This window comes from Paenibacillus sp. YPG26, assembly GCF_023704175.1.
Classification (GTDB): domain Bacteria; phylum Bacillota; class Bacilli; order Paenibacillales; family Paenibacillaceae; genus Fontibacillus.
In genome coordinates this window covers 2621165-2647990 of sequence record NZ_CP084530.1, presented here as the reverse complement: position 1 = coordinate 2647990, position 26826 = coordinate 2621165, and the positions used below count along the sequence as shown (strand labels likewise).

The window sequence follows — 26826 nt, the reverse complement described above, 5'->3', positions numbered from 1 at the left end:
CGAATTCCCGCCAAGGTCTTGTTGCCCTGGCGGGAATTTTGTGCTGCGTGTATTAATCTGAAGAAGACCCGGTTAGGGTGTAATAGGGTTAGAACAAAAGTAAAAAAAGAAGCTGCATTAACAGCTTCGCAGAGAATTTAACTAATAAAAGGTAATTAATAGCGGTGACCTTTTTTTATTCTGTCTAATTTTTTATTAATTACATTTAACTTTGTATTGATCTGATTTAGACTTTTGCTTAATGCTACCAGGCCTTCACCTAAAGCTTTATCCTTAACATGCTTAAAATGCTTCCGTGCCTCTTTTGATTGCTTTCTGTATTTGTCTACTGCTTTGTGAAAAGAATGATCCATATACCTGATCTCCCTTCATGATTTGTAATTGTACAATGTAATAGATGCTCATGGCCGGAAAATCGTATGGACGAAAACCACATCAAAAAAAATATTCTCAAAATACATAACACCAACCTTGAATATGGATACTAGATATTCGAGGGTTTTGTTAGTAATCAGCATATTTGGCTAGTTCCTTTCTCACCCCTGACACATATGAATACATTAGAGGTGGACATGAATGACAAGCGTGGAGGAAGCTTGAATAAACTCCGGCAAAGTTAAGCTCATGCTTATCTATCTCTATCAAAAACGGAGGTGATCTTAATTATTTAGGAGGGAAAGAATTACTTCGAAAACCGTATGAAGGGAGGAAGAGGAAATGTATCTCTACGCATACTGCATTCTTCTAGGCCTGCCGCTGTATTGGCTTATTCTCCCGACAAAAACCGTAAAGGCTGCACCCCAAAAACTAGCATCTTCATCTGAGATTCTCCCCTTGGGAGGTGAACCGCAATAATGCCGGACTATCAGCAGTGGCTCGCATTCGGAGTTTTTGTATTCACCATTATTCTACTCATGTGGCGTCCCGGGAGAATGAATGAATCGATCCCCACTTCACTGGGGGCACTCATACTTGTCTTGGCTGGCGTAGTAAGTTACAGGCATATTCTCGAGGTGTTCGGAATCGTATCAGGAGCCGCGGTTACAATCCTTTCAACCATTGTTATGTCCATAATACTTGAAAGTATCGGGTTCTTTCGCTGGGTGGCTTTTAATCTGGTCGAGCGGGCAAGAGGCTCTGGTGTAAAGCTCTTCTGGCTGATACTTCTCCTTTGCTTTCTTATGACTCTTTTCTTCAATAATGACGGAAGTATACTCATAACTACACCTATTATTATTCAGATCGGTAACATCTTAGAGTTGAAACCAAAGCAAAAAATCCCCTATTTGCTCTCTGGAGCATTGATAGCTACGGTATCAAGCGCGCCTATAGGAGTAAGCAATCTGGCAAATCTAATTGCACTTCGCATTGTTGGACTGGATCTAAACCAATATACCGCCATGATGTTTGTCCCTTCGATGATTGGAATCTTATGTATTTCTGCTCTCTTATATCTCTATTTTCAAAGGGATATCCCCCGTGAAATCAGCAAAACTCCGATCAGATATTCATTACAGTCAGGGAGACACCCGCTTCTTTATAACCATAAGATTGATAGTCAAGTAGACTGGTGGCTGTTCAGAGCTTGTATAGGTATCGTTGTTTTTATTCGAGCGGGATTTTTTCTTGCCGAGGATATCGGTATCCCTATAGAGCTCGTTGCATTAATTGGGGTAGTACTCATGATCGTGGTTAGATGGTATCGGACGAAGAAGGGCCTTCGTGATGTTGTGACAAAAACACCTTGGCATATTCTGTTGTTCGCCTTCAGCATTTATATCATCGTCAATAGTCTTCACCGTGCAGGGATGACAGAATGGCTCATAACTTTATTGCAACCTTTTGCCGATAAGAGTGAAGCTGGTTTAATAGCCGCTTCGGGATTGATGCTGACGCTTCTCTCGAATCTGGTTAACAATCTTCCGTCAGTTATGATTGGTACTTTTGCCGTGACGGATATGGGGCTGGAACAACAGTCTCTTCAGCTCGCGTATTTGGCTAATATCATAGGAAGTGATATAGGAGCAGTGTTAACACCTGTAGGTACTCTTGCCACATTACTTTGGATGTATATTCTTAAAAATCATCATATTCCCATAACGTGGAAACAGTATATGAAAGTAACTCTAATCGTGATACCTATCGGTTTGATTGTTAGTCTGATGTCCTTATTTGTATGGACACAATTCCTGCTTTGAGAGGAGGAGGAGAATGCAGGTCTTCAAAAAATGGTTAAATCAAACTGTTGAGCTTGAGTTGTCTGGATGTAACGAACGTATCATCGGCAGATTAATTGATATTGGAAGCGACATACTAGTGTTATTTTCGGGATCAAAATTCATTTATATCCCTATACACCATTTGCAAAATGCGTATCTGTCGTTGGATGATCTTCAGTTGAATGATTCGAACCTCAGCCCTTCGTTGGAGCAGGAACAAATTTCATATCGAAAAATGCTTATGAATTCCAGAGGAATGTTCACTGCGGTCTCCATTGGCAATAAACGCTCCATACACGGATATTTGACCGGTATCATGAACGATTATTTTGTTTTTTACTCGCCAATATACGGAAGTGTATATGTATCTATTAATCATGTTAAATACTTGGTTCCTTACCCTCCCAATCAGACCCCCTTTAATTTAAGTCAAGATCATTTCCCTGTTCAGCCGGCCGCACTACCTATATCCAGAACTTTAGACCAGCAAATCAAGAAATTAGAAGGTGAACTCATTGTTGTGAATCTTGGCGAGAAGCCTTGTCATGCAGGACTCCTAAGAGCTCTAGATAATAATATGCTTGAAATGATCGATGCCAGTGGGGTGACTAGTCTTATTCATGGCGATCATATTATGACCATCCATCTGCCTAAATGAAATGCGCACTGATGTGGATATGTGAATATGTTCTTGACCACTCTGAGGAGTGGTTTTTATATGATAAGTGAAGAATTGCCGGTTGTTTTTGTTAGTACAGCTGAATTTGGTCATCAATCCACAAAAAAAAGGACAAAAACCCTCGTACAATTGCACGATACAAGGGCTTTTGTCCGGGCGCCCCTCGCGGGACGCCCATCATGGGAGAGGAGAAACCGGACGAAGAGCTTATGGGGAAACGTAAGTCTTCTCCGCGGTTGTCTACGACATTTGGTGATGTCGATATCTTTATTGTGTCCGCCTTTGCCGCTTTTATACCTGAAGTCTCAAAAAAAGGGAAAGATCGATTAATTCGCGTGTTATTGTTCAACCAGGGACGGGCGGATAACTAATTAGTGATATATGAGTTTTTCAATTCAGGTAGGAGTATGGTACGATATCGTCATAAAAAAAGCGACACGGATGTGACGAGGATAGGGTGTGACACGAATTGCGTGTAATTTCAGGAACTGCCAAGGGCAGGCCGCTTAAAGCCGTGCCTGGTACCGGCACAAGACCGACTACAGATAAGGTGAAAGAGGCTATTTTCAGTATGATTGGGCCTTATTTCGATGGCGGCAGAGCGCTCGACCTGTTCGCAGGAACCGGAGGACTCGGGATAGAAGCGTTAAGCCGGGGAATGGAGCGGGCAGTATTTGTGGATCTTGAATACAAAAGTCTGGAAGTTGTTAAAGCCAATCTCAGAGCAACAGGACTGGAAGATCGAGCCGAGGTGTACAAGAATGATGCAGAGCGGGCTTTGAAGGCACTGGCGAGACGCGAGACTTCGTTTGACCTCGTATTTCTGGACCCTCCATACCGCCTCAAGCATGGGGACAAGCTGATGAACAAGATGGACGAGTTGGCTCTTCTGGAGGACAAGGCTATCCTTGTTCTGGAGTATGAATCTTCCTATGAGTATCCGGAGAGGGTTGGCAATTTCACACGCGTACGCCTAGCGGAATACGGCGAGACAGTAGTCTCTGTATATAGATATGAGCCGGGCGGAGATGCTGAAGAGGCCGGACAGGAGGAAGAACAGCATGAGTCAAACTAACAAGAATCTAAGAATTGCGGTGTATCCGGGAAGCTTTGACCCTGTCACCATGGGACATATGGATATTATCCAGCGTGCTGCCAGGCAATTTGATGTCTTGATTGTAGCCGTCCTTAACAATTCGAGTAAAAATCCGCTTTTTACCATGGAAGAGAGAAAAGAGCTGCTTCAGCAGGCGACGAAGGATCTGCCTAATGTCGAAGTGGACAGCTTCAACGATCTTCTTGTGAACTATATGGTGCAGAAGAAGGCTCACGTTATTGTGAAAGGCGTACGTTCCGTGACTGACTTTGAATATGAAATGCAAATGGCCTCCATCAATCACAAGCTGAACAGTGAAGTGGAGACCATATTTATGATGACGAACCCGAAATACAGCTATTTGAGCTCCAGCGTGGTAAAAGAAATTGCCCGGTTCCAAGGAGAGGTTGTAGATCTGGTACTTCCCGAGGTTGAAGAAGCGCTGAGACAGAAGTTCACTTCGAACAGATAAATCTCTATCGGGATATGGGATAACGAAAGCGCCAAAGAACGGTGAACAGCATCAGGGCGGCTGTGATAGACAAGAGTGCGATGAACTGCCATCCCATCAGGGAGAAGGTCTGTGTCCAGCTCGGAAGCTGAAGGATGCCGTAATCCGGCTTGCCATGAGGGGATATATCCCCATAGACAGGGGCGGCTCCTGGAAAAAGCCTGATCAGCGGTTCCCAGAGCAGGAGTGTGAGTACATAAGCATAACTTCCGTGCAGAATCCGGGTGATCAGGAACCCGCCTGTACCAATCCCTGCGGGCCTGAGAATGGCACGAACCTGCAGATAGGCGCACAGCCCGCTGAACCCTAAAATCGCACCCAGAAGCGCAGCTTGCAGTGCTGGAGAATAGGTGTAGAGGCCTCCTGCAGCATAAGTGCCAAGATGAACTTCGAAGATTCCTGGAAGGAAGAAGGAAGGAACGAGTCCTGGTATATAGTACTGAAGCATACGAATAACTACTGCAAAGATTAGCATATACCCGCCTATCATCATTAACGTCTGAACCGCAGCAGCCACAGTATCACCTAGCAGCTTGCCGAAGCTGCGCCCGTCCAACCGGCGGGCCTCCTCAATGCTGCGGGCAATTTGCTGTGCTTTTGAGCCTGTGCGTATGGGTTCAGGCCCCGCCTGGTATAAGTCTCTGCGGCTCTGAAGAATGACCTTATGAAGAGTAAGGCCCGCAGCTATGCCGGCAATTCCATGGACCACGGCCAGAAGCAGGCCAAGCCCCGGCTTATGGAGAAAGCCGGTGCCGACAACGACTATAATCAGCATAGGATTGCAGAAATGTCCGGCAGCAGCTAGCTTTTCCGCCTGCCTGGCTGTAATTCTGCCCCCTCTGTACAACTGAACAGATGCCTCGGCGGCCGCGGGGAAGCCGGCAATAAGTCCGAGAGGGATTACCCAGCCGGCAACACCGGGTGTCCCGAGTCCTTTGCGAAGCAGGGGATCGAGTGTTATACCCACAGCATGAACTAATCCATAAGCAACCAGGATTTGGGACAGAACCAGGAATGGCAAAAGACCCGGGAATACAATTCTCCACCACAGTGTCAGGCCCTGAAGCGAAGCTTCAAATGCGGCTCCAGGTGAAATCACAATGCTGGCTGCAAGCAATACAGCGCTGCTGCCTAGAATGATAGTTACCCACAGCCGTCCGCCTTGCCGCTGTGTTCCCTCCATGAATGACTCACCTCATTATGAAATAAATGATGATGGAACTGCCTGCAATGAGAGTTCCTGATGCTCTTAAGGCTAGTACAAATTTATGCATGGCGGACACAGATCAGACCAGCCTTTGTCCATACTGCAGATTAAGGGAGAGGGAGACACCGGTGCAGCTCAAGAATTCAAGAATCTTCAAAGCGGCATTATATTTCATCGTGATGACAGTTGTTGTGTATGTTGTGGTGTATATGCCTACACCCTATATGATTAATCAGCCGGGTGCGGCCCTGGAGATCAAGCCGATGGTTAAAGTGGAGGAGGGAGATCCGGAGGAGAAGGGATCCTTCATGATGACCACGGTGTCTGTGACATATGCGAACCTGGCCATGCTGGTTACGTCCCAGTTCAACTCCGAGGCAGAGATTGTCCGCAAGACGCCCGAACAGGGTGGGAAAGAATACGAAACCCGGCAGGTGTACTATATGAGCGATTCGCAGTCCAGCGCGATGGCAGCAGCCTATACCAAGGCCAAGCTGCCCTATAGGATCCTACCCGAATATATCTTTGTCGTCTCTCTATCCAAGTCACCTGCTCCCAAGGGAGACTTTGCTCCTGGAGATATCATTCGCAAGATAGACGGGAGACGGGTTATCCGGTTGAAAGAACTGAGCGGAATGCTTAAAACCAGGAAGCCGGGAGAGGTTGTTCAAGTAGAGCTTGAACGGGGCGGTAGAAAGCTCGCCGGCAAGGCTGAGCTTGTCAGCTTGAAGGACCCTGCCACAGGGGGGACGCGGCCCGGTCTTGGACTGAATATAGCTGAGCTTAGAAAGGTGAAATCGGTGGATCCGCGCAAGCAGGTTGAGTTCACCAAGACGGAGGTCGGCGGGCCTTCCGCCGGCTTGATGTTCACTCTGGAGATCTACAACCGGCTGACACCAGGGGACCTCAGTAAAGGGTACCGGATCGCTGGAACAGGTACGATGTCCGCCGATGGCCATGTGGGCCCAATTGGCGGCGTACCCTTCAAAATTGTGGCGGCGGACCGGAAGAAGGCGGAGATTTTCTTTGTGCCTGAGGATAATTATAAAGCGGCGAAGAAGAAAGCCGAGGACATCGGCACTCCCATGAAGTTGGTGCCCGTCAAGACCGTGGACGACGCGCTTCAATATCTAAGCTCGCTTGCGCCTAAAGCCGGATAGGCGGCTGGCGATAATCCCGGAAGAGCTGGTTCGTATCCGGGACAGGGAAGGAGCTCGCATAGACAGCCGAAGCTTGTAGGTCAAGCTCAAGCTGGGGATGTGACAATTCGGGCGGCCTCGTCAGGATCGGCAGCGAGGCCGTCTTTTTCATGCGTCTGAGCAGCTCTCTGCCTTTCTCTGTAAAGCCAAGCACACGCAGATAGCCCGGGCCTCCGGCGAGAATCTCCCGGGTGTTGGACAGCTTATTATGGCCAAGAAGCACATGGACAAGCAGGCGCTGAAGCTTGGTATGGGTGTAACGTTTGGTCTTCAAGGCCTGAAGGAGGCTTATCACTGTGGGCTCCGCTAGATCGGGCAGCAGCTTCTTGATGCGGTGCTCCAGCCCCTCCGTCATCTCATGGATCTGGGAGAGCTGCTCCGCAGGACTGGTCAGCAGCTGATGCAGCAGCTGCGGGCGGAGCGATTCCCAGGTCACGGGCCCGCGGCCTTCGCGCAGCTCGCGGGCCATGATGTCGGCGGCATAATCAGGCATGTAGGGACTCGCCTTCGGCAGTCCCTCAGCCAGTATCAGCCGCCGGACCGCCGTGGCGCTGGCGATGGCGCCCTCGCCAGGCTGCGCATCGTGATATCCGGCCGCTTCGCGCCGGATGGTCAAGGGCTTGATCGCGCTGCCCAGCCGGCGCAGCGCGATCATGTAGTGCAGCCCAAGCGAGTTGTTGGGCTGCATCAAGAGCCCGCGCGCGCCTTCGGCTGCGCCGCGCGCAAGGGCCCGCTCCGCCGCCGCGGCATAGGCGGCGGGGTAGCTCGCGCCCGAGGCGAGTTCCTCCGCCACGGCGCGCTTCATGCCGCTGCTCTCCTCGGCGAGCAGCGAGGCCAGCTCGTGCAGCTTGTCCGTGCTTCCTTCCTCGCTGCCGAACACCAGATGCGTCACGAGACCAGTCGCGTTCAGCAGCGACACGGCCCCATACGCGAACCACTCCGCCGGCTGCACGGCATAGGCGGTGGGCAGCTCAAGCACAAGGTCGGCGCCCATGTGCAGCGCCATTTCGGCCCGGGCCCATTTCGAGACGATGGCCGGCTCGCCCCGCTGAAGGAAGCTGCCGCTCATCACGGCAATGGCGGCTTCGGCACCCGTCTCCTGTCTGGCCCGGGTGAAATGGTAGACATGCCCATGGTGAAGCGGATTATATTCAACGATTATGCCGACGATGCTCAAATCGGGGCCTCCTTGCATGCATTCATGATTTTATAGAGAAATAATATCATGAACTGCATCATTTACCGAATAAACATGCTATAATTTACGGACCTGTCCTTAGGAATGCGCAAGCAGATTTGCAATTTGTTATGGGTAGGATGCCGTGAGATACCGTATACTAAAGGTAACAGTACGTTTAAGTTATTGACAAAACTCTCTAAAAATCGGTATAATAAATTTTGTTTGTTTGGAGTGATGATCATGCACTTTCAATTTCGCAAATTGGCATTAACCGAAGGCTCTGTGGAATTCCACGAAGCACTGGATGTTCATCATGTAACCAAGGACCGTAAGGATATTACTCACGTGAGTCCGCTTCAAGCTGATCTGAAGGTAAGTTCCTTTGGTGAAGGAGAAGTTGATGTAAAGGGTAGATTAACGGTGGATCTGGACATGACGTGCTCCCGCTGCCTGAAGCCTTTGAAGAAGCAAGTCGGTATCGATTTCGAGGAACGGTTGAAGTACAGTGAGAATACAGAGAATGTTCAGGACGAAGAAGACGATATCCGCTACGTTGCAGAGGATGACGTGAATCTGGTTCCTTTCATAGAGGAAGCCTTGCTTCTGAATCTCCCATTTGCTGCCGTCTGCAAAGATGACTGCAAAGGTCTGTGCCCTACTTGTGGAACCGATTTGAACGAACATGATTGCGGCTGTGATAAAGAAGTCATCGACCCGCGTCTCGCGGCGCTGAAGGACTTTTTTAAACAACAATAATAACAGTCTGACACCTAACGGTCGTCTAAACTAAGCAATGGAACCAGGTTGACTTGAATAAGGAGGTGGGAACCATGGCAGTACCTCAACGGAGAACGTCCAAAACGCGTCGTGACAAACGTCGCACTCATTTCAAATTGGCTGTGCCGGGCATGGTAAAATGTGAACAATGCGGAGAATTGAAGCTTGCTCACCACGTATGCAAAGTATGCGGCACATACAAAGCAAGAGAAATTATCAAGCAATAATGAATGAAATCAAAGTAGTACCTACATCTTAGATGGGGTGCTATTTTTTTTTGAATTCCGGCTTCTGCCGGGATTGTCTTTCTTTTTAAAACCGGATGATTTATACTGAAGCTTAGTACCTGGTTCTAATATAATATATCTACTATACTTATAATTTATAGATCACGCAGGGGGCGATAGTTATCGAACGTTTGCCCAAACGGGCGAGACAGCAGCAGCTCGTAAGAATGATTGAGGAGAACCCGTTCATCACGGATCAGGAACTGACCCGCCAGCTGAAGGTGAGCATTCAGACGATCCGTCTGGATCGCCTCGAGCTTGGGATTCCAGAACTCCGTGAGCGGATGAAGCTGATGGCCGAGCTTTCTTATGATCAGGTCAAGTCTCTGCCGCTGCACGAGGTGATCGGGGACATCGTTGATCTTCAGCTCGATAAGAGCGGGATATCCATATTTGAAATACGTGATGAGCATGTCTTCTCACGTACAGGAATCGCCCGGGGACATCATGTATTTGCGCAAGCCAATTCCCTTGCAGTCGCCGTAATCAATGATGAAATCGCACTTACTTCGTCCGCGGATATCCGGTTTGTAAGATCAGTGCATTTGGGGGAGAAATGTATCGCCAAGGCTTATGTCCGATCCGAAGCAGGCAATAAGGGAAAAGCTAAGGTTGAGGTGTTCACATATGTAGGTGAGGAGATGGTCTTCCAAGGCAATTTCGTCATCTACCGTTCCGGGAGAGAGGAACACAGTGAAGGGGGAACTATGCATGTTGATAGCCATTGATGCCATGGGCGGCGATAACGCACCGCGCTCCAATGTGGAGGGCGCGCTTGCGGCCGCCAAGGAATGGAAGGACATCCAAATCGTCCTGGTCGGAGATCAGGCCCAGATTGAAGGGCTGCTGCAGGAGCGTCCGTCCAATCTGACCATACGTCATACATCGGAAGTGATTGGCGGGGAAGATGAACCGGTCAAGGCGGTTCGCCGCAAGAAGGATTCTTCCATGGTGGTTGCTGGAAGAATGGTTCGTGAAGGCGAGGCCGATGCGATGATTTCTGCCGGGAACACAGGGGCGCTGATGACGACAGGGCTTCTTGTAGTGGGAAGAATGGAAGGAATTGAGCGTCCTGCGCTTGCGCCGATCATTCCCACTGTTGACGGAAGGGGTGTTCTGGCTCTGGATTTGGGTGCCAATATGGATGCCAAGCCTGAGCATCTGGCGCAGTACGCTTTGATGGGCAGCGTGTACCGTCAGCAGGTGCATGGAATGGAGAAGCCGAGGGTGGGTCTGCTCAACGTGGGCACTGAAGCTATCAAAGGAAATGAGCTTACAAAAGCAGCTTATCCCCTGCTGCAGGAACTGCCGATCAACTTTGTGGGTAATGTGGAGGCGCACGGTGTGCTGGCCGGGGCGTGTGATGTTCTGGTCTGTGATGGATTTGCAGGCAATATTCTCCTTAAATCGCTGGAGGGAACAGCTGGTGCCTTATTCTCTATTCTGAAGGAGAAATTCACAAGCTCACTTAAGAACAAGCTGGCTGCCGCTGTACTGATGCCCGAACTGCGTGGACTCAAGAGTATGATGGATTACAAAGAGCACGGCGGGGCTCCGCTTCTTGGACTTAGCGGTCTTGTGGTCAAAGGGCACGGCTCCTCGGATGCGGATGCGATCAAGAATGCATTCCGGCAGGCAAGGATTGCCCTGCGCAGTCAGTTGATTCAGAATATATCCAAAGAATTCGGCAGTGGGGAGAGAGTAACAAAGTGAATAATTTGCGACCGGTAGGGATTATTGGGACAGGTAAGTATGTGCCCGAGAAAGTATTAACCAATGCGGATTTGGAGAAAATCGTGGAAACGAACGACGAATGGATCGTCTCGCGTACTGGAATTCGCGAGCGCCATATCGCCGCGCCTGAACAAGCCACCTCGGATCTGGCGTATGAAGCGTCCTTAAAGGCGCTTGAGTCGGCGGGAATTGCTCCGCATGAGCTGGATCTTATTATCGTAGCTACAGTAACCCCGGATATGACATTCCCTTCTACAGCTTGTCTGCTGCAGGAGAAGCTGGGAGCGAAGCAGGCCGCGGCTTTTGACTTGTCTGCGGCATGTTCAGGATTTGTCTATAGTCTGGCAACCGCAACGAACTTTATTAAGACCGGAATGTACAACAATGCGCTGGTGATTGGCGCAGATACGTTGTCCCGAATTACAGATTACACAGACCGTAACACCTGTGTGCTGTTCGGTGATGGTGCCGGTGCGGTAGTTCTGGGCGAAGTACCTGAAGGAAGAGGATTCTTATCCTTCGACCTTGGTGCGGAGGGTGCTGGAGGAAGTCAGCTTAAGCTGGAAGCAGGCGGTTCCAGGCTGCCAGCTTCGGCGGATACCGTTGCCGGGGGCAAACACTTTATCTATATGAACGGCCGTGAAGTATTCAAATTTGCGGTTCGTGTAATGGGCACAGCGACCGAGGCGGCGCTTAGCAAGGCGGGAGTGGCGAAAGAGGAAGTAGATTTGTTCGTTCCGCATCAGGCGAATATCCGGATCATTCATTCAGCTATGGAACGTCTGAATCTTCCCGAAGAGAAATGTGTCATCAATGTCGATAAGTATGCCAATACGTCAGCAGCATCTATTCCGCTGGCGCTGGTAGAAGCGGCTGAAGAGGGACGTATGAAAGAGGGAGATACTCTTCTTCTTGTCGGCTTTGGCGGCGGCCTCACATGGGGCGCATCTGTGCTTGTGTGGTAATCAAATCAACTAATTATTAATCGTTCCTCCTTCTGGGCGAGCATTCATCCAGAAGCGCCCGGAACAAAGGAGAGCTATCTGAGTTATGGGGAAGTTAGCATTTGTATTTCCGGGACAAGGTTCCCAGGCCGTAGGAATGGGCAAAGATATCTATGATGAGGTGCCGGAGGCAGGGGATCTGTTCCGCACAGCAGATAAGAAGCTTGGCTTTGGCTTAAGCGGCCTTATATTTAATGGACCAGAGGCAGAGCTCAAGATGACGGCGAATACACAGCCGGCGCTGCTTACCACGAGCTACGCTCTATATCGTATATTTGCTTCGAGAGGAATATCACCTGACTATTATGCGGGACACAGCCTTGGTGAATATACGGCCTTGACGGCCGCTGGTGTGCTCTCATTCGAAGATGCCGTAGCAACAGTTCGCGCGCGTGGTTTGTTCATGGAACAGGCAGTACCCGGCGGACAAGGGGCAATGGCTGCTGTGCTTGGAGCGGAGCGGAACGCTCTGGCTGAGCTGTGTGCGGCGATTACATCCGAAGGGCATTTAGTCGAGCTTGCCAACCTGAACTGCCCGGGACAAATCGTTGTATCCGGAAGCCGTGCGGGAGTTGATGCTCTGGTTGAACGGGTCAAAGAAGCGGGCGGCAAGCGTGCCATTCCTCTTGAAGTCAGCGGGCCGTTCCATTCTTCGCTTATGCGTTCAGCTGCCGAGCGCCTGGAGGGGACGCTGTCGGGTATCAATTATGCGGATGCTTCTGCTCCCGTTGTAGCGAACGTGACGGCTCAGCCTGTACATAAAGGGTCAGAGGTGTCTGGCCTGCTGACCCGCCAGGTCTATTCTCCGGTTCTGTGGGAAGACACAGTCCGCTGGTTGATTGAGCAGGGGGTAGACACTTTTGTCGAGATTGGACCGGGCAATGTTCTTACCGGCCTGCTTAAAAAGATCGACAAGAACATAAGAGGGCTAAATGTGAATAATCTCGACAGCATAGACCAAGTGGCCGCGTTGTTGAAAGAACAGCCTTAAGCCCTGAGGCTGTGGCTGAGGCTGAGGCTGTGGTCCAGCCACGCCTGCGTAAGCGAAGGCTTAGTCATGCCGGGATTATCCGGTTATGTATTAGCTTTCGCTGCAGCTGCGCTTTAGCGCTGCTCCGGGTTCCCGGACAGCTCTTGAAAGCGCCGCGCCCTCTTTTATATGCAGGGAGCTGCAGTAGGGCAGTATATGCTTGAGAAAGGAGGCACATTGGAATGACACAACCACTTGCCGGCCAGACGGCGCTGGTTACCGGCGCTTCGCGGGGGATTGGAAGAAGCATTGCGCTCTCGCTTGCACAAGCAGGAGCAAATGTGGCTGTTAATTATGCGGGTAATGAAGAAGCCGCTGCGGAAGTTGTCCGTGAGATCGAAGCTATGGGCGTCCGAGCTCTTGCGATTAAAGCTCATGTAGGCGACAGCAGCCAGTTCGAAGCCATGGTCAAACAAGTTATCGAAGCCTGGGGCCGAATTGATATTCTCGTGAATAACGCAGGGATTACCAGAGATAATCTTATTATGCGCATGAAAGAAGAAGAGTTCGATCAGGTGATTGAGACGAATCTGAAGGGCGTATTCAATGGAATCAAATCCGTAACCCGTCCGATGATGAAACAGCGCTCAGGCCGGATTATCAACATTTCTTCAGTTGTAGGTGTCCTTGGAAATGCAGGTCAAGCCAATTATGTAGCCGCCAAAGCAGGTGTGATTGGTCTGACGAAATCCTCCGCGCGCGAGCTTGCATCCCGTAATATTACGGTGAATTGTATTGCACCTGGATTCATTGATACAGACATGACTGGGGAATTGCCGGAAGAGATTCGCGCAAAGTTGCTTGGAGATATCCCGCTGGCACGTCTTGGCAAGCCGGACGAAATCGCTAATGTGGTTCTGTTTCTGGCGTCAGAAGGGGCTTCTTACATGACGGGACAGACACTGCATGTAGACGGCGGAATGTACATGTAGGCTGCTTCGCAAGGACGATATTTCGTCCAAGCAGGTTTTTGGAACAGCTTCTATGGCATTTTAACTTTAATTCTCGTATAATACCAAAGAGGAGGTGAACCGGATGTCCGATGTATTGGAGCGTGTAAAACGCATTGTAGTTGATCGCTTGGGTGCTGATGAAGCCGAAGTAACGCTTGAGGCTTCTTTCAAAGAGGACCTTGGTGCTGATTCGCTCGATGTCGTTGAATTGGTTATGGAATTGGAAGATGAATTCGATCTTGAAATTTCAGATGAAGATGCAGAGAAGATAACGACCGTAGGTGAAGTTGTAAATTACATACAATCTCATACCTAAGTCATTCTAAGTCCCGTACCTTGTTTATCAGGCGGGACTTCTCCTCATCTATATGGAATGAATAAGGAAATACATGATCGTATTCATTAACATTTATATTACACATGAAGTCTATACGAGGTGAATGTGTTTGAAGCATAGAGTAGTTATTACAGGCATGGGAGTCATGACTTCCCTTGGCAAGGATTTGGACACGTTCTGGAACAGCCTGCTTAGCGGGAAATCCGGTGTATCGCGCATTGAATCTTTTGATGTTAGCGACTATACGACCCAAATTGCGGCTTCTGTGAAAGATTTTAATCCAGAGGATTACTTCGATCGTAAGGAAGCAAGAAAGATGGACAGATTCGTTCAATTCGCAATTGCTGCCGGTTCTGAAGCGATAAAGGACAGCGGGATTGAGATTGGATCGAACATTGATGCTGAACGAATCGGTGTCTCCATCGGCTCAGGTATCGGTGGTCTTGGAACCTGGGAAGATCAACATAATGTGCTGCTGGACAAGGGACCCAAACGCGTAAGCCCTTTCTTTATTCCGATGATGATCGCCAATATGGGCTCAGGCCAAATGTCGATCATGTTCGGAGCTAAAGGACCGAATACCACTCAGGTAACCGCTTGTGCGACAGGAACCCACTCGATCGGAGATTCATTCCGCATCATTCAGCGCGGCGATGCCGATGTCATGATCTGCGGAGGCGCAGAAGCGACCATCCGTCCTACGGGAATGGCCGGATTCTGTGCGATGCGCGCCATGTCCACCCGCAATGACGAGCCTGAGAAGGCAAGCCGTCCTTTTGACACTGGGCGTGACGGTTTTGTTATGGGTGAAGGTGCCGGAATTCTGATTCTTGAGTCTCTGGAGCATGCACAGCAGCGCGGAGCTAAGATCTACGCTGAAGTGATTGGGTACGGGCTTAGTGCGGATGCCCATCATATGACCGAGCCTGATCCGGACGGTGCGGCACGCTGTATGCGTATGGCGATTCGTGATGCGGAGATTAATCCCGAAGATATCGACTATATTAATGCTCATGGTACTTCAACACCGGTAGGTGACCGTTCGGAGACGCTGGCTGTGAAGAAAGCGCTGGGCGACCACGCTTATCAAGTAGCCATCAGCTCGACGAAATCTATGACCGGGCATTTGCTTGGAGCTGCCGGAGGCGTCGAGGCCGTGATCTGTGGTCTTTCCTTGCAGAACGGAGTTATCGCGCCTACGATCAATCTTGAGGATCAGGATCCGGAGTGCGATCTGGACTATGTTCCTAATGAACCAAGACAAGCAGATATAAAGATTGCAATGTCCAACTCCTTTGGGTTTGGTGGTCATAACGCCACGATTATCCTGAAGAAATTCGATGCATAAGGAGTCAGTCTGTTGAGTGGAGATCTGAAGCAGTTACAACAAAAACTTCAAATTCAATTCCAGAACCGACAATTGTTGAAACAGGCATTTACTCACGCTTCCTATGTAAACGAACACCGGTTCAGCCAGCATGAGGACAACGAGCGGCTTGAATTTTTGGGAGACGCGGTGCTTGAGCTGACCGTCTCGGAGTATCTATACAACCTATTTCCGAACCGGCCGGAAGGCGAATTAACCAAGCAGCGTGCCGCTATTGTCTGCGAGCCTTCTCTGGTTAAATTTGCTGAAGCTCTTGAGTTCGGAAATTATGTGCTCCTGGGCAAAGGAGAGGAACTAACCGGGGGGCGTACGCGTCCGGCATTGCTTGCGGATGTGTTTGAGTCTTTTGTCGGTGCGTTATACTTGGATCAGGGACTTGAGGCAGTCAGTGCCTTCCTGGACAAGCATGTATTCACTCAGGTGGTCTTAAACGGAAAGCTTCAGGTAACTGATTATAAGACAGAGCTTCAGGAGCTGACCCAGCATCATAATCTGGGGGCGCTTGAATACCGGATTATTGAAGAGCGGGGACCCGCTCATGAGCGGGAATTCGTCTCCGAGGTATTCATGGATGGCAAGAGTCTTGGACAAGGGAGCGGCCGCTCCAAGAAAGAGGCTGAGCAGCAGGCCGCGGCAGTTGCCCTGGAGCGTTTAAGAGTACAAGGGTAGATTGAAATGACCTCATAGATTAGTTGTGAAGTCTTAGTTAAATGGCAGGCCAAGGTAGCGATACCGGGTCTGCCATTTTCTGTTATTTGCATGCGTGAATACTACGGGAAAATGTTGATACAAGCGGGTTTGATGGGGATTTGATGGGTCACAGGCGAACCTTAATTATGGTACAATAGGCGTTAGAGGTGATAGTGTACGTATGTTTTTGAAGAGAATTGAACTGGCGGGTTTCAAATCGTTCGCGGATCGCACGGAAATGGAATTTGTGCGTGGGATAACCGCGGTTGTAGGCCCGAACGGAAGTGGTAAGAGTAATATTTCTGATGGCATTCGCTGGGTGCTGGGGGAACAAAGTGCCAAGTCACTCCGCGGCGGGAAGATGGAAGATGTTATATTTGCCGGCAGTGATGCCAGGAAGGCGGTTGGATACGGAGAAGTCTCGCTTACGCTGGATAATACGGATCAGGCGCTTCCTCTGGATTTCAACGAGGTTACAGTGACCCGGCGGGTTCACCGCAGCGGGGACAGTGAATATTTGATTAACAAGCAATCGTGCCGCTTGAAGGACATTACCGAGCTGTTCATGGATACGGGGATTGGTAAAGAGGCTTACTCCATTATTGGACAGGGTCGTATTGAAGAAATATTGAGTACTCGATCTGAAGACCGGAGAGGAATCTTTGAGGAAGCTTCAGGTATTGTGAAATATAAGTCCAGAAAGAAGGATGCACGGAAGAAGCTTGATGAGACAGAGACCAACCTGCTCCGTATACATGATTTGGTCAGCGAGCTGGAGGATCAGATCGGGCCTCTGAAGGAACAATCCGAGAAGGCGATTCATTACAAGGAACTGCGGGAGCAGCTTAAGCATAAAGAAATTTCTATGTATATCTATCAAATCGATCAGATTCACAATTCTTGGAGTGAGGCGAATGCCAAGCTGGCCAGGCTGCGTGAAGAGCAGGTTACCTTGTCTACAATTGTATCTGCTCATGACGCTACACTGGAGAAGGAACGCTCCGAGCTGCGTGTAATTGAAGAAGAGATTGAAGCTCTGCAGGGACAATTGCTTGAATATAGCCAAAATTATGAGAAGAACGAAGGTTACGGGGGGCTGCTTAAGGAGCGCGCCAAGAACTTAATGCAGAACCGGCAGCAGCTGATCGACTCTATTGCGGTTAACGAGGAACGATATAATCAGCGTGCACTGGAACTGCAAGCAATGTCGGATAAATACTCGGAATCGGACCGGATGCTGACAGAGCTTCGTGCGCTGCTATCAGCAGAGGAAGCGAAGCTGCTTGGTGTCACCGGGGGAATCAGTCAGGCCCAGGAAGAAGCCCTTAAGGGAGACCTGCTGGAGATCATGAATCAAATTGCGCAGGCGCGTAATGAGATTCGTTATGCCGACCAGCAGAAGGAAGGCGTTATCCGCCGGATGGAGAGAGCAGAGACCGAGGGCACGAAGTGGCGTGAGGAACAGCAGAAGCTGGCCGAAAGGAAGGCGGAGCTTAGCGGCAAGCTGGAGAAGATGGCCAAAGACATCGCCGAGGTACGCAAAAGCTACATTTCGGAGAGCGAACGCCTGCACTCTCTGCAGAAGCTGACAGAAGATAGCCGTGATGGCCTGCGTAAGTGGGAGCAGAAGCGTGAAGCTCTTGTATCCCGCCGCGACACCATGAAGGAGATGCAGGATGATTTTGATGGCTTCGCACTTGGGGTTAAGGAAGTGCTCAAAGCTTCACGCAAAGGGAATCTAGCTGGTGTGCACGGTGCGGTAGCTGAGCTGATCCGAGTTCCCGAGAAGCTGGAGATCGCAGTGGAGACTGCGCTCGGAGCAGCCATGCAGCATGTGGTTATGGAGAATGAAGCTGTATCCCGGCAGGCGATTGCTTTCCTGAAGCAGCGTCAGCTGGGACGGGCAACCTTCCTGCCGCTGGATGTGATCCGGCCGCGTCAAATATCGGCTTCAGATAAACGTTCTATGGAAGATGCGGAAGGATTCGTGGGAATCGGGGCGGAGCTGGTTGGCTATGAGCCGCGGTACGCTGATATTGTAGGCAGTCTGCTGGGGAATGTGGTATTTGCAGATACCCTTGAGCATGCGAACCGGATGGCTGCCAAGAGCCAGTATCGTTTCAGAGTAGTTACGCTGGAAGGGGATGTGGTGAACGCAGGCGGTTCCATGACCGGGGGCAGCCAGCACCGTAAGAACAGCAATCTGCTTGGACGCAGCCGTCAGCTTGAACAGCTGGATAATGATATTCGCCAAAGCGAGACAATGATCGCGAAGCTGCGCGACAGTATGGAAGAGGTAAGAGGCCAGATTGCCCAGCTGGAGACTGATCTTGAGAAATTAAGGGAATCTGGTGACCGCATGCGTGCGGATGAACAGACAGTCGCTGGTGATCTGAAGCAGATCGAGCATGAATACAGGCATGTCTCTGAACAGTTCGAATTGTATGGTCAAGAGAAGAGTCATTATGTCAAAGAGATGGAAGACCTGGATAAGAGCAAGGCAGAGGCAGAGCAGAAGCTCAAGGAATTGGCTGCGGACCAGCAGACGAAGCACGACTCGATCCAGGCAGCTGAATTCGCCCGCAAAGCGAATGAGTCCGCCAAGGAAGAACTGCAGACTCAGCTTACCGAGCTTAAAGTACGGGAGGGCAAGCTCGATCAAGAATGCCTGTCTCTGCGGGAACAGCTCAGCAGGCAGCAGGAAGAGTTCAATGTTCAGGAGAAAGAATTGGAGCAAAGCCGGCGGATTCTGAATTCGATTGAGGCTGACCTCAAAGAGAACGAAGCGCAGAGTGTGCGACAGATTGAGGACTTGAACGATTACAAATTAAAGAAAGGCCGTACAAGTGAACGGCTGGATCTGCAGCGGGCTTCCCGAAGTGCGCTGATGAAGAAGCTCGAAGAAGGAGAGAGCGAGACCAAGGAACAACGCGCTGCGCTGAAGTCAGTGGACGAGCAGCTGCTCCAGATTGAGATTCAGGCTAACCGTCTGGATGTGGAGCTCGATAATATTCTGAAGAAGCTGAGTGAGGACTATGAGCTGTCCTACGAGAGGGCCAAGCAGCGCTATTCAGTTCCAGAGGATATTACACTTACCCAGGCTGAAGTGAAGGAGCTTAAGCGAAGCATATCTGCCCTTGGAGAAGTTAACCTTGGGGCTATTGAGGAATACCAGCGCGTATCTGAGCGCTATGAGTTCCTGAGCCTTCAGAAGAACGATTTGGTTGAAGCGAAGACCACGCTCTATCAGGTAATCCGTGAGATGGACGACGAAATGTCCAAGCGCTTCAAGCTTACCTTTGATGCGATCCGCCGTGAATTCGGTACTGTATTCACCAAGCTGTTCGGAGGCGGCAGTGCGGATCTGGTTCTGCTTGACCCGGAGAACCTGCTGGAGACAGGAATTGATATCGTGGCCCAGCCTCCGGGCAAAAAGCTGCAGAACCTGCAGCTGCTGTCCGGCGGTGAGCGAGCTTTGACCGCCATGGCACTGCTGTTCGCCATTCTTCAGGTCAAGCCGGTTCCTTTCTGTGTCCTTGATGAGGTAGAGGCCGCGCTCGATGAAGCGAACGTTATCAGGTTCGCCCAGTATCTGCGCGAGTTCTCAGAACAGACCCAGTTCATTGTGGTAACTCACCGCAAAGGTACGATGGAGGAAGCCGATGTCCTATACGGAGTTACCATGGAAGAGGGCGGCGTATCGAAGCTCGTGTCCGTGAGGCTCGAGGATGACGAGGCGGAAATTGCTTAGAGCTAGGCTGGCATGCCATAATAGGGGGAGACGGATTAAAGTCTGTCCCTATTATGGCAATTAGTAAAGAGCATCGTCCGGGAAACTTCGGCCTTATGTTATTAAAAGCACAGTCCGAGAAACTTTGGGCTTCCGATCGCTGTTATCTTCGGATTTCCTGATTGTATCTAACCATGAGGTTGAAATCCGAAGATAAAGGCGAACGCTGACGCTTCTACAGCTCCAAACTTTCTCTCCCTGCTTACAGCATCCCATCCTTCAATCAAGGGTGGGTAATAATGTAGAGCGGTCCCTACGGGTAACCGCTCTTATCTACAAGAACAACAACATACACATTCAGTCATATGATCGCTCATTAACGAGCAGGCAGTAAAGCGATTCCCGCAGGGAGAGCGGGCATACGCACTACAGTCACATGAATGCTCATAAACGAGCAGGCAGTAGAGCGAATCCCGTAGGGAGAGCGGGCACACGTACGACAGTCACATGAACGCTCCCAAGAAGCGCAGGCAGTAAAGCGAATCCCGGAGGGAGAGCGGGCATACGTACCATAGTTACATGAATGCTCCCAAAACGCGCAGGCAGTAAAGCGGGTCCCGAAGGGACGGCAAGCGGCTCATTGCACATAGTGATCTAAGTCCCGGCAGGAGCGCCATAGTAAAGCGGGCCCCGTAAGGGGTGGCAAGCGACATTCCCCTGTACAGTCACACGGGTGCTACAAAATAACCACTCACTCCAACCCATTCGGGTGTCCAGAGGGAAGTCCCTCGGGGCCCTCCCTTCAAGGGAGGGTTTGGGAGGGTAAAACAGAATAAAGGAGAATTCCATCTGTGAGTTTTTTCAAAAAGTTAAAAGAGAGCATTGCAGCAAAAACAGAAACGGTAACCAAACAGTTCAAGGAAGGGCTGGAGAAGAGCCGGAAGGGCTTTGTCGAGAAAGTCGCTGAACTGGTGACACGCCGGAAGAAGATTGATGAAGAGTTTTTTGAGGAATTGGAAGAGATTCTAATCGGGGCCGATGTAGGGGTGAATACGGTCCTTGAGCTGATTGATGATCTGCGGAGCGAAGTGAAGAAACGCAAAATTGAAGATGCCGCTGAGCTTCAGCCGATTCTATCCGAGAAGATTCAGGAGCTCCTGCGCGGTGATGAGGATAACAGCATTCGGATGAATCCGGATGGGATTACGGTTATTTTGTTCGTGGGTGTGAATGGGGTTGGCAAAACAACCACAATCGGCAAGCTTGCCCATCACTACAAGCAGGAAGGCAAAAAAGTACTTATGGCCGCAGGCGATACGTTCCGTGCCGGTGCTATCGAACAGCTTGAGGTATGGGGTCAGCGCGTAGGGGTAGAGGTGATCAAGCAGCAGGCAGGTTCAGATCCGGCAGCTGTTATGTTCGACGCGGTTCAAGCCGCGAAGCAGCGCGGAGCAGATATTCTGCTGTGTGATACGGCAGGCCGTCTGCAGAACAAATCCAACCTGATGGAAGAGCTCAACAAAATTTACCGTGTGATCCAGCGTGAAATTCCGGATGCGCCGCATGAGGTATTGATGGTGCTTGATGCAACCACAGGTCAGAACGCGCTAAGCCAGGCTAAGCTGTTTGGAGAGAAAAGCGGGGTTACCGGTCTTGTTCTCACCAAGCTTGACGGAACGGCAAAAGGCGGGATCGTGGTGGCTATCCGCCAAGAGTTAAGTCTGCCGGTGAAGCTGGTCGGTCTGGGTGAGAAGATGGAGGATCTGCAGAAATTTGATTCTGAGCAGTTCGTGCATGGATTATTCGCCGGTATACTGAAGGAAGAGACAGATGAATCTGAAGTCCAGTCCTAAAAAGGAGGGATGATCATGGCCAACACCCATACTTACCCGCGCAGGGAGGAAATCGCCAATGCGGTTACTCATGGTATCGGGGCACTGTTAAGCGTGGTGGCACTTGTGCTTCTTATCGTATTTTCCAGTATGAAAGGAACGGCCTGGCATGTGGTTAGCTTCACCATCTACGGTGTAAGTATGCTGCTGCTGTACACAAGCTCAACGCTGGTGCACAGCTTTAAAGAAGGTAAGCTGAAGGATCTGTTCGAGTTCTTTGACCATTCATCTATCTATGTATTCATCGCGGGGACGTATACGCCATTTATGCTTGTAGCGATTCGCGGTTCGCTCGGGTGGACCTTGTTCAGTATAGTATGGGGGATTGCGCTCCTGGGTGTATTGTTTAAGGCTTATTTTGTGAAACGGTTTCTGTTTCTCTCAACCATATTCTATATTCTGATGGGCTGGTTGATTGTTATCGCCTGGGGACCTTTAATCGCAGCTATTCCGGGAATGGGTATTAACTTGCTTGTACTCGGGGGTCTATCGTATACACTCGGAACAGTATTCTATGTGTGGCGGGCATTTCCTTATCATCATGCGATTTGGCATTTGTTCGTGCTCGCGGGGAGTGTGCTCCATTTCTTTGCGATACTGCTCTATTTATTGCCCGGGAATTAACTTGTAACGAGATTGTGAGGAATCTGAGAAGATGTTAAGGGAAATAGCTTGACATCTTCTTTTATTTTCGTTATGATAAGGTTCGTTGATGCACTGTAAAGTGTTTTTCCTTGACGGAGGGAGTGCCCGCTGTGAGTCAAGAGAATAGGCTTGAGAAGACGAACCGAGTGAATCTCCTGTTCGATTTCTATGAACCGCTGCTTACTGAGAAGCAGCAGACTTTCTTGAAATATTATTTCCATGATGACTTCTCGCTTGGCGAGATTGCATCGGAATTTGAGATCAGCCGTCAGGCCGTGTATGAGCATATCAAGCGGGCTGAACAGATGCTGGAAGTATATGAAGACAAACTTGGACTGCTTCAGAAGCAGCAGCAGCGTCTCGGACAGCTTGAGAATCTTCGCCAGCTGCTCGAAGACAGCAACCTTACGGATGTACATAAAGAGACTGCTCTTGGCATGGTCCGCAATATACAGGAGTGGTGATTAGCAGGATCAGAATGGATAACGGAGGTGACTAATTATGGCATTTGAAGGATTGACCAGCCGACTGCAGAATGTGTTCAGCAAGCTGCGCGGTAAAGGCAAGGTATCGGAAGATGATGTGAATGAGGCTATGCGCGAGGTGCGCCTTGCCCTGCTCGAAGCGGACGTTAACTTTAAAGTGGTCAAAGAATTTATCGCCAAGGTGAAGGAGAAGGCCATCGGCAGCGAAGTGATGGATAGCTTCACACCCGGAATGGTCATCATCGACATCGTTAACAAGGAATTAACGGATCTGATGGGCGGCAGCCAAGCGAAGCTGGCTAAGAGTAACAAGCCTCCAACCGTAATTATGATGGCGGGTCTTCAAGGGGCCGGTAAGACGACGACCTCGGCCAAGCTGGCCAAGCTTCTTCTGAAGCAGAATCACCGGCCGCTGCTTGTCGCGGGAGATATATATAGACCCGCTGCAATCAAACAGCTTCAGGTGCTCGGTGAGCAGATTGGGGTTCCTGTATTTGCACTGGGTGATGGTGTTAATCCGGTCGAGATTGCCCGTCAGGCGCTTCAGCATGCCAAGGAGAACAGCAACGATTATCTGATTATTGATACAGCGGGCCGTCTGCACGTGGACGAGCAGCTGATGGAAGAGCTTCGTCAGATTCATGAAATTACAACGCCGGATGAGGTGCTGCTGGTAGTCGATGCCATGACTGGGCAGGATGCCGTCAATGTTGCGGAGAGCTTCCATAAGCAGCTTGAGCTCACAGGGGTTGTACTCACCAAGCTGGATGGCGATACCCGCGGTGGTGCCGCTTTATCTGTTAAAGCTGTTACCGGCTGTCCGATCAAGTTCGCGGCACTTGGGGAGAAGATTGATGCACTGGAGCCTTTCCATCCTGAGCGGATGGCCTCCCGGATTCTCGGGATGGGCGATATGCTCTCTCTTATTGAGAAGGCCCAGTCCAATATTGATGCTGAGAAAGCCAAGGAAATGGAGCGCAAAATGCGCAATGCCGAATTCACTTTCGACGATTTCCTTGAGCAGATGGACCAGGTTAAGAAGCTTGGACCTATTGATCAGATCATGGATATGATCCCGGGAATGGGCAAGGTTAAGCAGCTCAAGGACGTTAAGGTCGATGAGAAGCAGATGGGGCGCGTTGAAGCGATTGTGCATTCCATGACCAAGCAGGAGAAGCAGAATCCGGAGATGATCAATAATAACCGCCGCAAGCGGATTGCACTCGGCAGCGGTACTTCCGTAGCTGATGTCAACCGGCTGATTAAGCAGTTTGATGAGATGCGCCGGATGATGAAGCAATTCTCGGATATGATGGGTGGTCCTAAAGCTGGCAAGATGGCTAAGGCCATGAAGGGTATGAAAGGTCTGAAAGGCGGCGGAATGAAATTTCCATTCCGTTAAGTCTTAGATATATATTTTATCTTATTTAAGGAGGTGAATTTCGTTGGCAACTCGTATTCGTTTGAAACGTATTGGTGCTCATAAAGCTCCTTTCTACCGTATCGTGGTTTCGAATTCCCGTTCCCCACGTGACGGTCGCTTTATCGAGGAAATTGGTTACTACAACCCGGTCGCTGAACCAGCCGTTGTAAACATCAATGAAGAAAAAGCATTGAAATGGCTGCAAGATGGTGCACAAGCATCTGACACTGTCCGTAACCTGCTTAGCAAAGCTGGTGTCCTCAAAAAGTTCCATGAACTTAAGAACCAGAAATAATTGCTGATTCGGAGGGTCCTCTTATGGAACAATTAGTCGGCGTAATTGCGAAGGCTTTAGTTGATCATCCGGAAGATGTGCGTGTGAACGTCGTGGAGAAAGAGCAGCTTGTTATCTTTGAACTAACTGTACATCCGGACGATGTGGGGAAGGTCATTGGTAAGCAGGGGCGAATCGCCAAGGCGCTTCGCACGGTTGTCACCTCTGCAGCAGTGAAGCTAGACAAACGGGTCACCGTGGACATTATGTCTTAAAAATATACGAAAGAGGGTTAGGATGCATTTCCTAGCCCTTTTTCGTACATGCTGAAGACTATACGTGCCGCAGATTCTATATACACACTCGATTTTTGAAGTGCTCAGGAGGGAATTATGTCCGATTCATTGTTAACGGTTGGTAAGATTGTGAATACACATGGGATTCGTGGAGAGCTTAAAGTGCTGCTTAGTACAGATTTCCCCGAAGTGCGCTTCGCTCCAGGGAAAGAGCTGATCATGGTACACCCGGAGACGAAGCAGCAGGTCAAAGCTATAGTAGACCAATCTCGTCCATCCAAACAGACTTACCTGGTGAAGTTCAAGGAGTATGGGAACATCAACGAGGTTGAGAAGTATAAGGGATGGGATTTGAAAGTAACCAAAGACCAGACCATCGAGCTTCCAGAGAATGAGTATTATTTCCACGAAATTATCGGCTGCCGGGTTGTCACTGAAAAAGGGGAAGAGCTTGGAGTCATTGATGAGATTCTCCGTCCTGGGGCCAATGACGTATGGGTCGTGAAGACACCTGCCCGCAAGCAGATTCTTCTTCCTGTAATTGATGATGTGGTGCTGGATGTGAACGTCACAGACAAGCTCGTGAAGGTGCATCTGATGGAAGGATTGTTGTAAATGCGTGTAGATGTACTGACTTTATTTCCGGAGATGTTTGACGGGGTCTTCGGCTCCAGTATCTTGGGGAAGGCTCAGGCCAAGGGGATAATTAAGTTAAATGCGGTAAATTTCAGAGCGTACTCGGACAACAAGCACCAAATGGTGGACGATACCCCGTATGGAGGGGGGGGCGGCATGGTATTAAAGCCTGAGCCTATCTTCAATGCGGTAGAGAGCCTGCTTGAGTCTGACTCGATTCCAGGTCAGGCAGAATCTCTGCGTCCGCCCAGAGTCATTCTGATGTGTCCGCAAGGAGAGTCTTTCACACAGAAGAAAGCGGAAGAGCTGGCGCGTGAGGATCGGCTTATCTTCATCTGCGGTCATTATGAAGGGTATGATGAACGGATTCGGGAGCATCTGGTTACGGATGAGCTATCCATTGGGGACTACGTACTGACAGGGGGAGAACTGCCTGCCATGGTGGTCATCGACAGTGTAGCCAGACTGCTGCCCGGGGTGCTGGGAAATGAAACAAGCGCCATAACGGACTCCTTCAGTACGGGACTGCTGGAATATCCGCATTATACGAGACCAGCCCAGTTCAGAGATTACAAGGTGCCGGATATTCTTCTAAGCGGTCATCATGCGAATGTTGCCGACTGGAGACGCCGCGAAGCGCTTAGACGGACCTGGCAGCGCCGTCCCGATCTTCTTGAGTATGCTGACCTTAGTGCCAAGGATCTCAAATGGCTGGCAGAAATAAAGCTTGAGAGTGAATAGCGGGACAGCTGGATAACCTCCTCCAGAGCAGAGCAATCATCTGCCTGTGAGGAGGTTTTTTTGATAGGACGAGGTGCCGGGATTGGTCTTAATGCATAAAATAAAGAAGTATTTTGTTAAGAGAGGAGGAAAACCGGGTAATAAACTAATACAACACAGCAAATGACAAGAGAGGGATTAAGACATGATACCGGATACGCAGCAGGAGCTGCCTACAATAGAATTATATTTGGAGCCAGAGGAAGAGTCGGAGTACCCATTAACAGAGCCTCTAAAAACGGTGGACGATGTGCTTGCCTACTATGCGAATCGTAAGTAAATGAAGGAGGAATCAGTATGTACGAGCTTCCTGATACTATTCAGGCCGAGACAGACCGTATAATTGAGTCTTTGCCTAATGAGTAAATGGCAGAG

29 protein-coding genes are annotated in these 26826 nt (G+C 49.8%); 26 read left to right on the top strand and 3 right to left on the bottom strand.

What is annotated here, in order from left to right:
• Window positions 1-155: 155 nt before the first annotated feature.
• Complete coding sequence (locus LDO05_RS12425; protein WP_251375704.1) at window positions 156-353, bottom strand: hypothetical protein; 198 nt, start codon at window positions 351-353, stop codon at window positions 156-158.
• 501 nt (window positions 354-854) lie between these two features.
• Here LDO05_RS12425 and LDO05_RS12420 point away from each other — a divergent pair.
• From LDO05_RS12420 to coaD, 5 genes are all read left to right on the top strand, one after another.
• A complete protein-coding gene (locus LDO05_RS12420) occupies window positions 855-2198 on the top strand; it encodes an arsenic transporter (protein WP_251375703.1) in 1344 nt (447 codons plus the stop codon).
• 13 nt (window positions 2199-2211) lie between these two features.
• Window positions 2212-2877 carry a DUF2642 domain-containing protein gene (locus tag LDO05_RS12415; protein ID WP_251375702.1) on the top strand — a complete coding sequence of 222 codons (666 nt, stop codon included), beginning with the start codon at window positions 2212-2214 and terminating at the stop codon, window positions 2875-2877.
• A 200-nt stretch (window positions 2878-3077) separates the two neighbouring features.
• On the top strand, window positions 3078-3269 hold the full coding sequence (locus LDO05_RS12410) for a hypothetical protein (RefSeq protein ID WP_251375701.1): 192 nt from the start codon (window positions 3078-3080) through the stop codon (window positions 3267-3269).
• 98 nt (window positions 3270-3367) lie between these two features.
• Window positions 3368-3973, top strand: coding sequence for a 16S rRNA (guanine(966)-N(2))-methyltransferase RsmD (gene rsmD, locus LDO05_RS12405; RefSeq protein WP_251375700.1), 606 nt, complete (start codon window positions 3368-3370; stop codon window positions 3971-3973).
• Window positions 3960-4466 carry a pantetheine-phosphate adenylyltransferase gene (coaD, locus tag LDO05_RS12400; protein ID WP_251375699.1) on the top strand — a complete coding sequence of 169 codons (507 nt, stop codon included), beginning with the start codon at window positions 3960-3962 and terminating at the stop codon, window positions 4464-4466. Before rsmD ends, coaD begins: the two co-directional genes overlap by 14 nt.
• Before the next feature lie 4 nt (window positions 4467-4470).
• On the opposite strand, the gene LDO05_RS12395 is transcribed toward coaD, so the two are convergent.
• A complete protein-coding gene (locus LDO05_RS12395; RefSeq protein ID WP_251375698.1) occupies window positions 4471-5688 on the bottom strand; it encodes a nucleoside recognition domain-containing protein in 1218 nt (405 codons plus the stop codon).
• Window positions 5689-5840: 152 nt separating this feature from the next.
• Here LDO05_RS12395 and LDO05_RS12390 point away from each other — a divergent pair, with 152 nt between their 5' ends.
• A complete protein-coding gene (locus LDO05_RS12390; RefSeq protein WP_251375697.1) occupies window positions 5841-6872 on the top strand; it encodes a SepM family pheromone-processing serine protease in 1032 nt (343 codons plus the stop codon).
• On the opposite strand, the gene LDO05_RS12385 is transcribed toward LDO05_RS12390, so the two are convergent.
• Window positions 6859-8088 (bottom strand): nucleotidyltransferase, encoded by a 1230-nt coding sequence (locus tag LDO05_RS12385; protein ID WP_251375696.1) that lies wholly within the window; start codon window positions 8086-8088, stop codon window positions 6859-6861. The two genes, LDO05_RS12390 and LDO05_RS12385, sit on opposite strands and share 14 nt — an antisense overlap.
• A gap of 243 nt (window positions 8089-8331) precedes the next feature.
• On the opposite strand from LDO05_RS12385, the gene LDO05_RS12380 reads away from it, so the two are divergent.
• The 20 genes from LDO05_RS12380 (at window position 8332) to LDO05_RS18850 (ending at window position 26731) form a co-directional block, all read left to right on the top strand.
• Window positions 8332-8847, top strand: a complete 516-nt coding sequence (locus LDO05_RS12380; protein ID WP_251375695.1) for a YceD family protein — start codon at window positions 8332-8334, stop codon at window positions 8845-8847.
• Window positions 8848-8921: 74 nt separating this feature from the next.
• The gene (gene rpmF, locus LDO05_RS12375) at window positions 8922-9095 is read left to right on the top strand and encodes a 50S ribosomal protein L32 (protein WP_026263995.1); all 174 of its coding nucleotides are present in this window, start codon (window positions 8922-8924) and stop codon (window positions 9093-9095) included.
• Between the two features lie 191 nt (window positions 9096-9286).
• Window positions 9287-9883: a transcription factor FapR gene (fapR, locus tag LDO05_RS12370; protein WP_251375694.1), complete on the top strand. Its 597-nt coding sequence runs from the start codon at window positions 9287-9289 to the stop codon at window positions 9881-9883.
• Window positions 9867-10868 carry a phosphate acyltransferase PlsX gene (gene plsX, locus LDO05_RS12365; RefSeq protein WP_251375693.1) on the top strand — a complete coding sequence of 334 codons (1002 nt, stop codon included), beginning with the start codon at window positions 9867-9869 and terminating at the stop codon, window positions 10866-10868. Before fapR ends, plsX begins: the two co-directional genes overlap by 17 nt.
• Window positions 10865-11854 carry a beta-ketoacyl-ACP synthase III gene (locus tag LDO05_RS12360; protein WP_251375692.1) on the top strand — a complete coding sequence of 330 codons (990 nt, stop codon included), beginning with the start codon at window positions 10865-10867 and terminating at the stop codon, window positions 11852-11854. Before plsX ends, LDO05_RS12360 begins: the two co-directional genes overlap by 4 nt.
• Before the next feature lie 85 nt (window positions 11855-11939).
• Window positions 11940-12884 (top strand): ACP S-malonyltransferase, encoded by a 945-nt coding sequence (fabD, locus tag LDO05_RS12355; protein ID WP_251375691.1) that lies wholly within the window; start codon window positions 11940-11942, stop codon window positions 12882-12884.
• 221 nt (window positions 12885-13105) lie between these two features.
• Window positions 13106-13855, top strand: coding sequence for a 3-oxoacyl-[acyl-carrier-protein] reductase (gene fabG / locus LDO05_RS12350; protein ID WP_251375690.1), 750 nt, complete (start codon window positions 13106-13108; stop codon window positions 13853-13855).
• A gap of 103 nt (window positions 13856-13958) precedes the next feature.
• A complete protein-coding gene (acpP, locus tag LDO05_RS12345) occupies window positions 13959-14192 on the top strand; it encodes an acyl carrier protein (protein ID WP_024630176.1) in 234 nt (77 codons plus the stop codon).
• A 130-nt stretch (window positions 14193-14322) separates the two neighbouring features.
• Window positions 14323-15561, top strand: a complete 1239-nt coding sequence (gene fabF, locus LDO05_RS12340; RefSeq protein ID WP_251375689.1) for a beta-ketoacyl-ACP synthase II — start codon at window positions 14323-14325, stop codon at window positions 15559-15561.
• Between the two features lie 12 nt (window positions 15562-15573).
• Window positions 15574-16269 (top strand): ribonuclease III, encoded by a 696-nt coding sequence (gene rnc, locus LDO05_RS12335; RefSeq protein ID WP_251375688.1) that lies wholly within the window; start codon window positions 15574-15576, stop codon window positions 16267-16269.
• A gap of 202 nt (window positions 16270-16471) precedes the next feature.
• Window positions 16472-20041 (top strand): chromosome segregation protein SMC, encoded by a 3570-nt coding sequence (gene smc / locus LDO05_RS12330; RefSeq protein WP_251375687.1) that lies wholly within the window; start codon window positions 16472-16474, stop codon window positions 20039-20041.
• Between the two features lie 830 nt (window positions 20042-20871).
• Window positions 20872-21873 (top strand): signal recognition particle-docking protein FtsY, encoded by a 1002-nt coding sequence (ftsY, locus tag LDO05_RS12325; protein ID WP_251375686.1) that lies wholly within the window; start codon window positions 20872-20874, stop codon window positions 21871-21873.
• A 15-nt stretch (window positions 21874-21888) separates the two neighbouring features.
• Window positions 21889-22536: a PAQR family membrane homeostasis protein TrhA gene (gene trhA / locus LDO05_RS12320; protein ID WP_251375685.1), complete on the top strand. Its 648-nt coding sequence runs from the start codon at window positions 21889-21891 to the stop codon at window positions 22534-22536.
• Window positions 22537-22667: 131 nt separating this feature from the next.
• On the top strand, window positions 22668-23021 hold the full coding sequence (locus LDO05_RS12315; protein WP_251375684.1) for a putative DNA-binding protein: 354 nt from the start codon (window positions 22668-22670) through the stop codon (window positions 23019-23021).
• A gap of 37 nt (window positions 23022-23058) precedes the next feature.
• Complete coding sequence (gene ffh, locus LDO05_RS12310; protein WP_251375683.1) at window positions 23059-24444, top strand: signal recognition particle protein; 1386 nt, start codon at window positions 23059-23061, stop codon at window positions 24442-24444.
• Between the two features lie 43 nt (window positions 24445-24487).
• Complete coding sequence (gene rpsP, locus LDO05_RS12305; protein ID WP_127200713.1) at window positions 24488-24760, top strand: 30S ribosomal protein S16; 273 nt, start codon at window positions 24488-24490, stop codon at window positions 24758-24760.
• A gap of 23 nt (window positions 24761-24783) precedes the next feature.
• Window positions 24784-25014, top strand: coding sequence for a KH domain-containing protein (locus tag LDO05_RS12300; RefSeq protein ID WP_251375682.1), 231 nt, complete (start codon window positions 24784-24786; stop codon window positions 25012-25014).
• A gap of 117 nt (window positions 25015-25131) precedes the next feature.
• Window positions 25132-25650 (top strand): ribosome maturation factor RimM, encoded by a 519-nt coding sequence (gene rimM / locus LDO05_RS12295; protein WP_251375681.1) that lies wholly within the window; start codon window positions 25132-25134, stop codon window positions 25648-25650.
• Window positions 25651-26412: a tRNA (guanosine(37)-N1)-methyltransferase TrmD gene (trmD, locus tag LDO05_RS12290; RefSeq protein ID WP_251375680.1), complete on the top strand. Its 762-nt coding sequence runs from the start codon at window positions 25651-25653 to the stop codon at window positions 26410-26412.
• 184 nt (window positions 26413-26596) lie between these two features.
• Window positions 26597-26731, top strand: coding sequence for a hypothetical protein (locus LDO05_RS18850; protein WP_276575511.1), 135 nt, complete (start codon window positions 26597-26599; stop codon window positions 26729-26731).
• Window positions 26732-26826 lie beyond the last annotated feature (95 nt).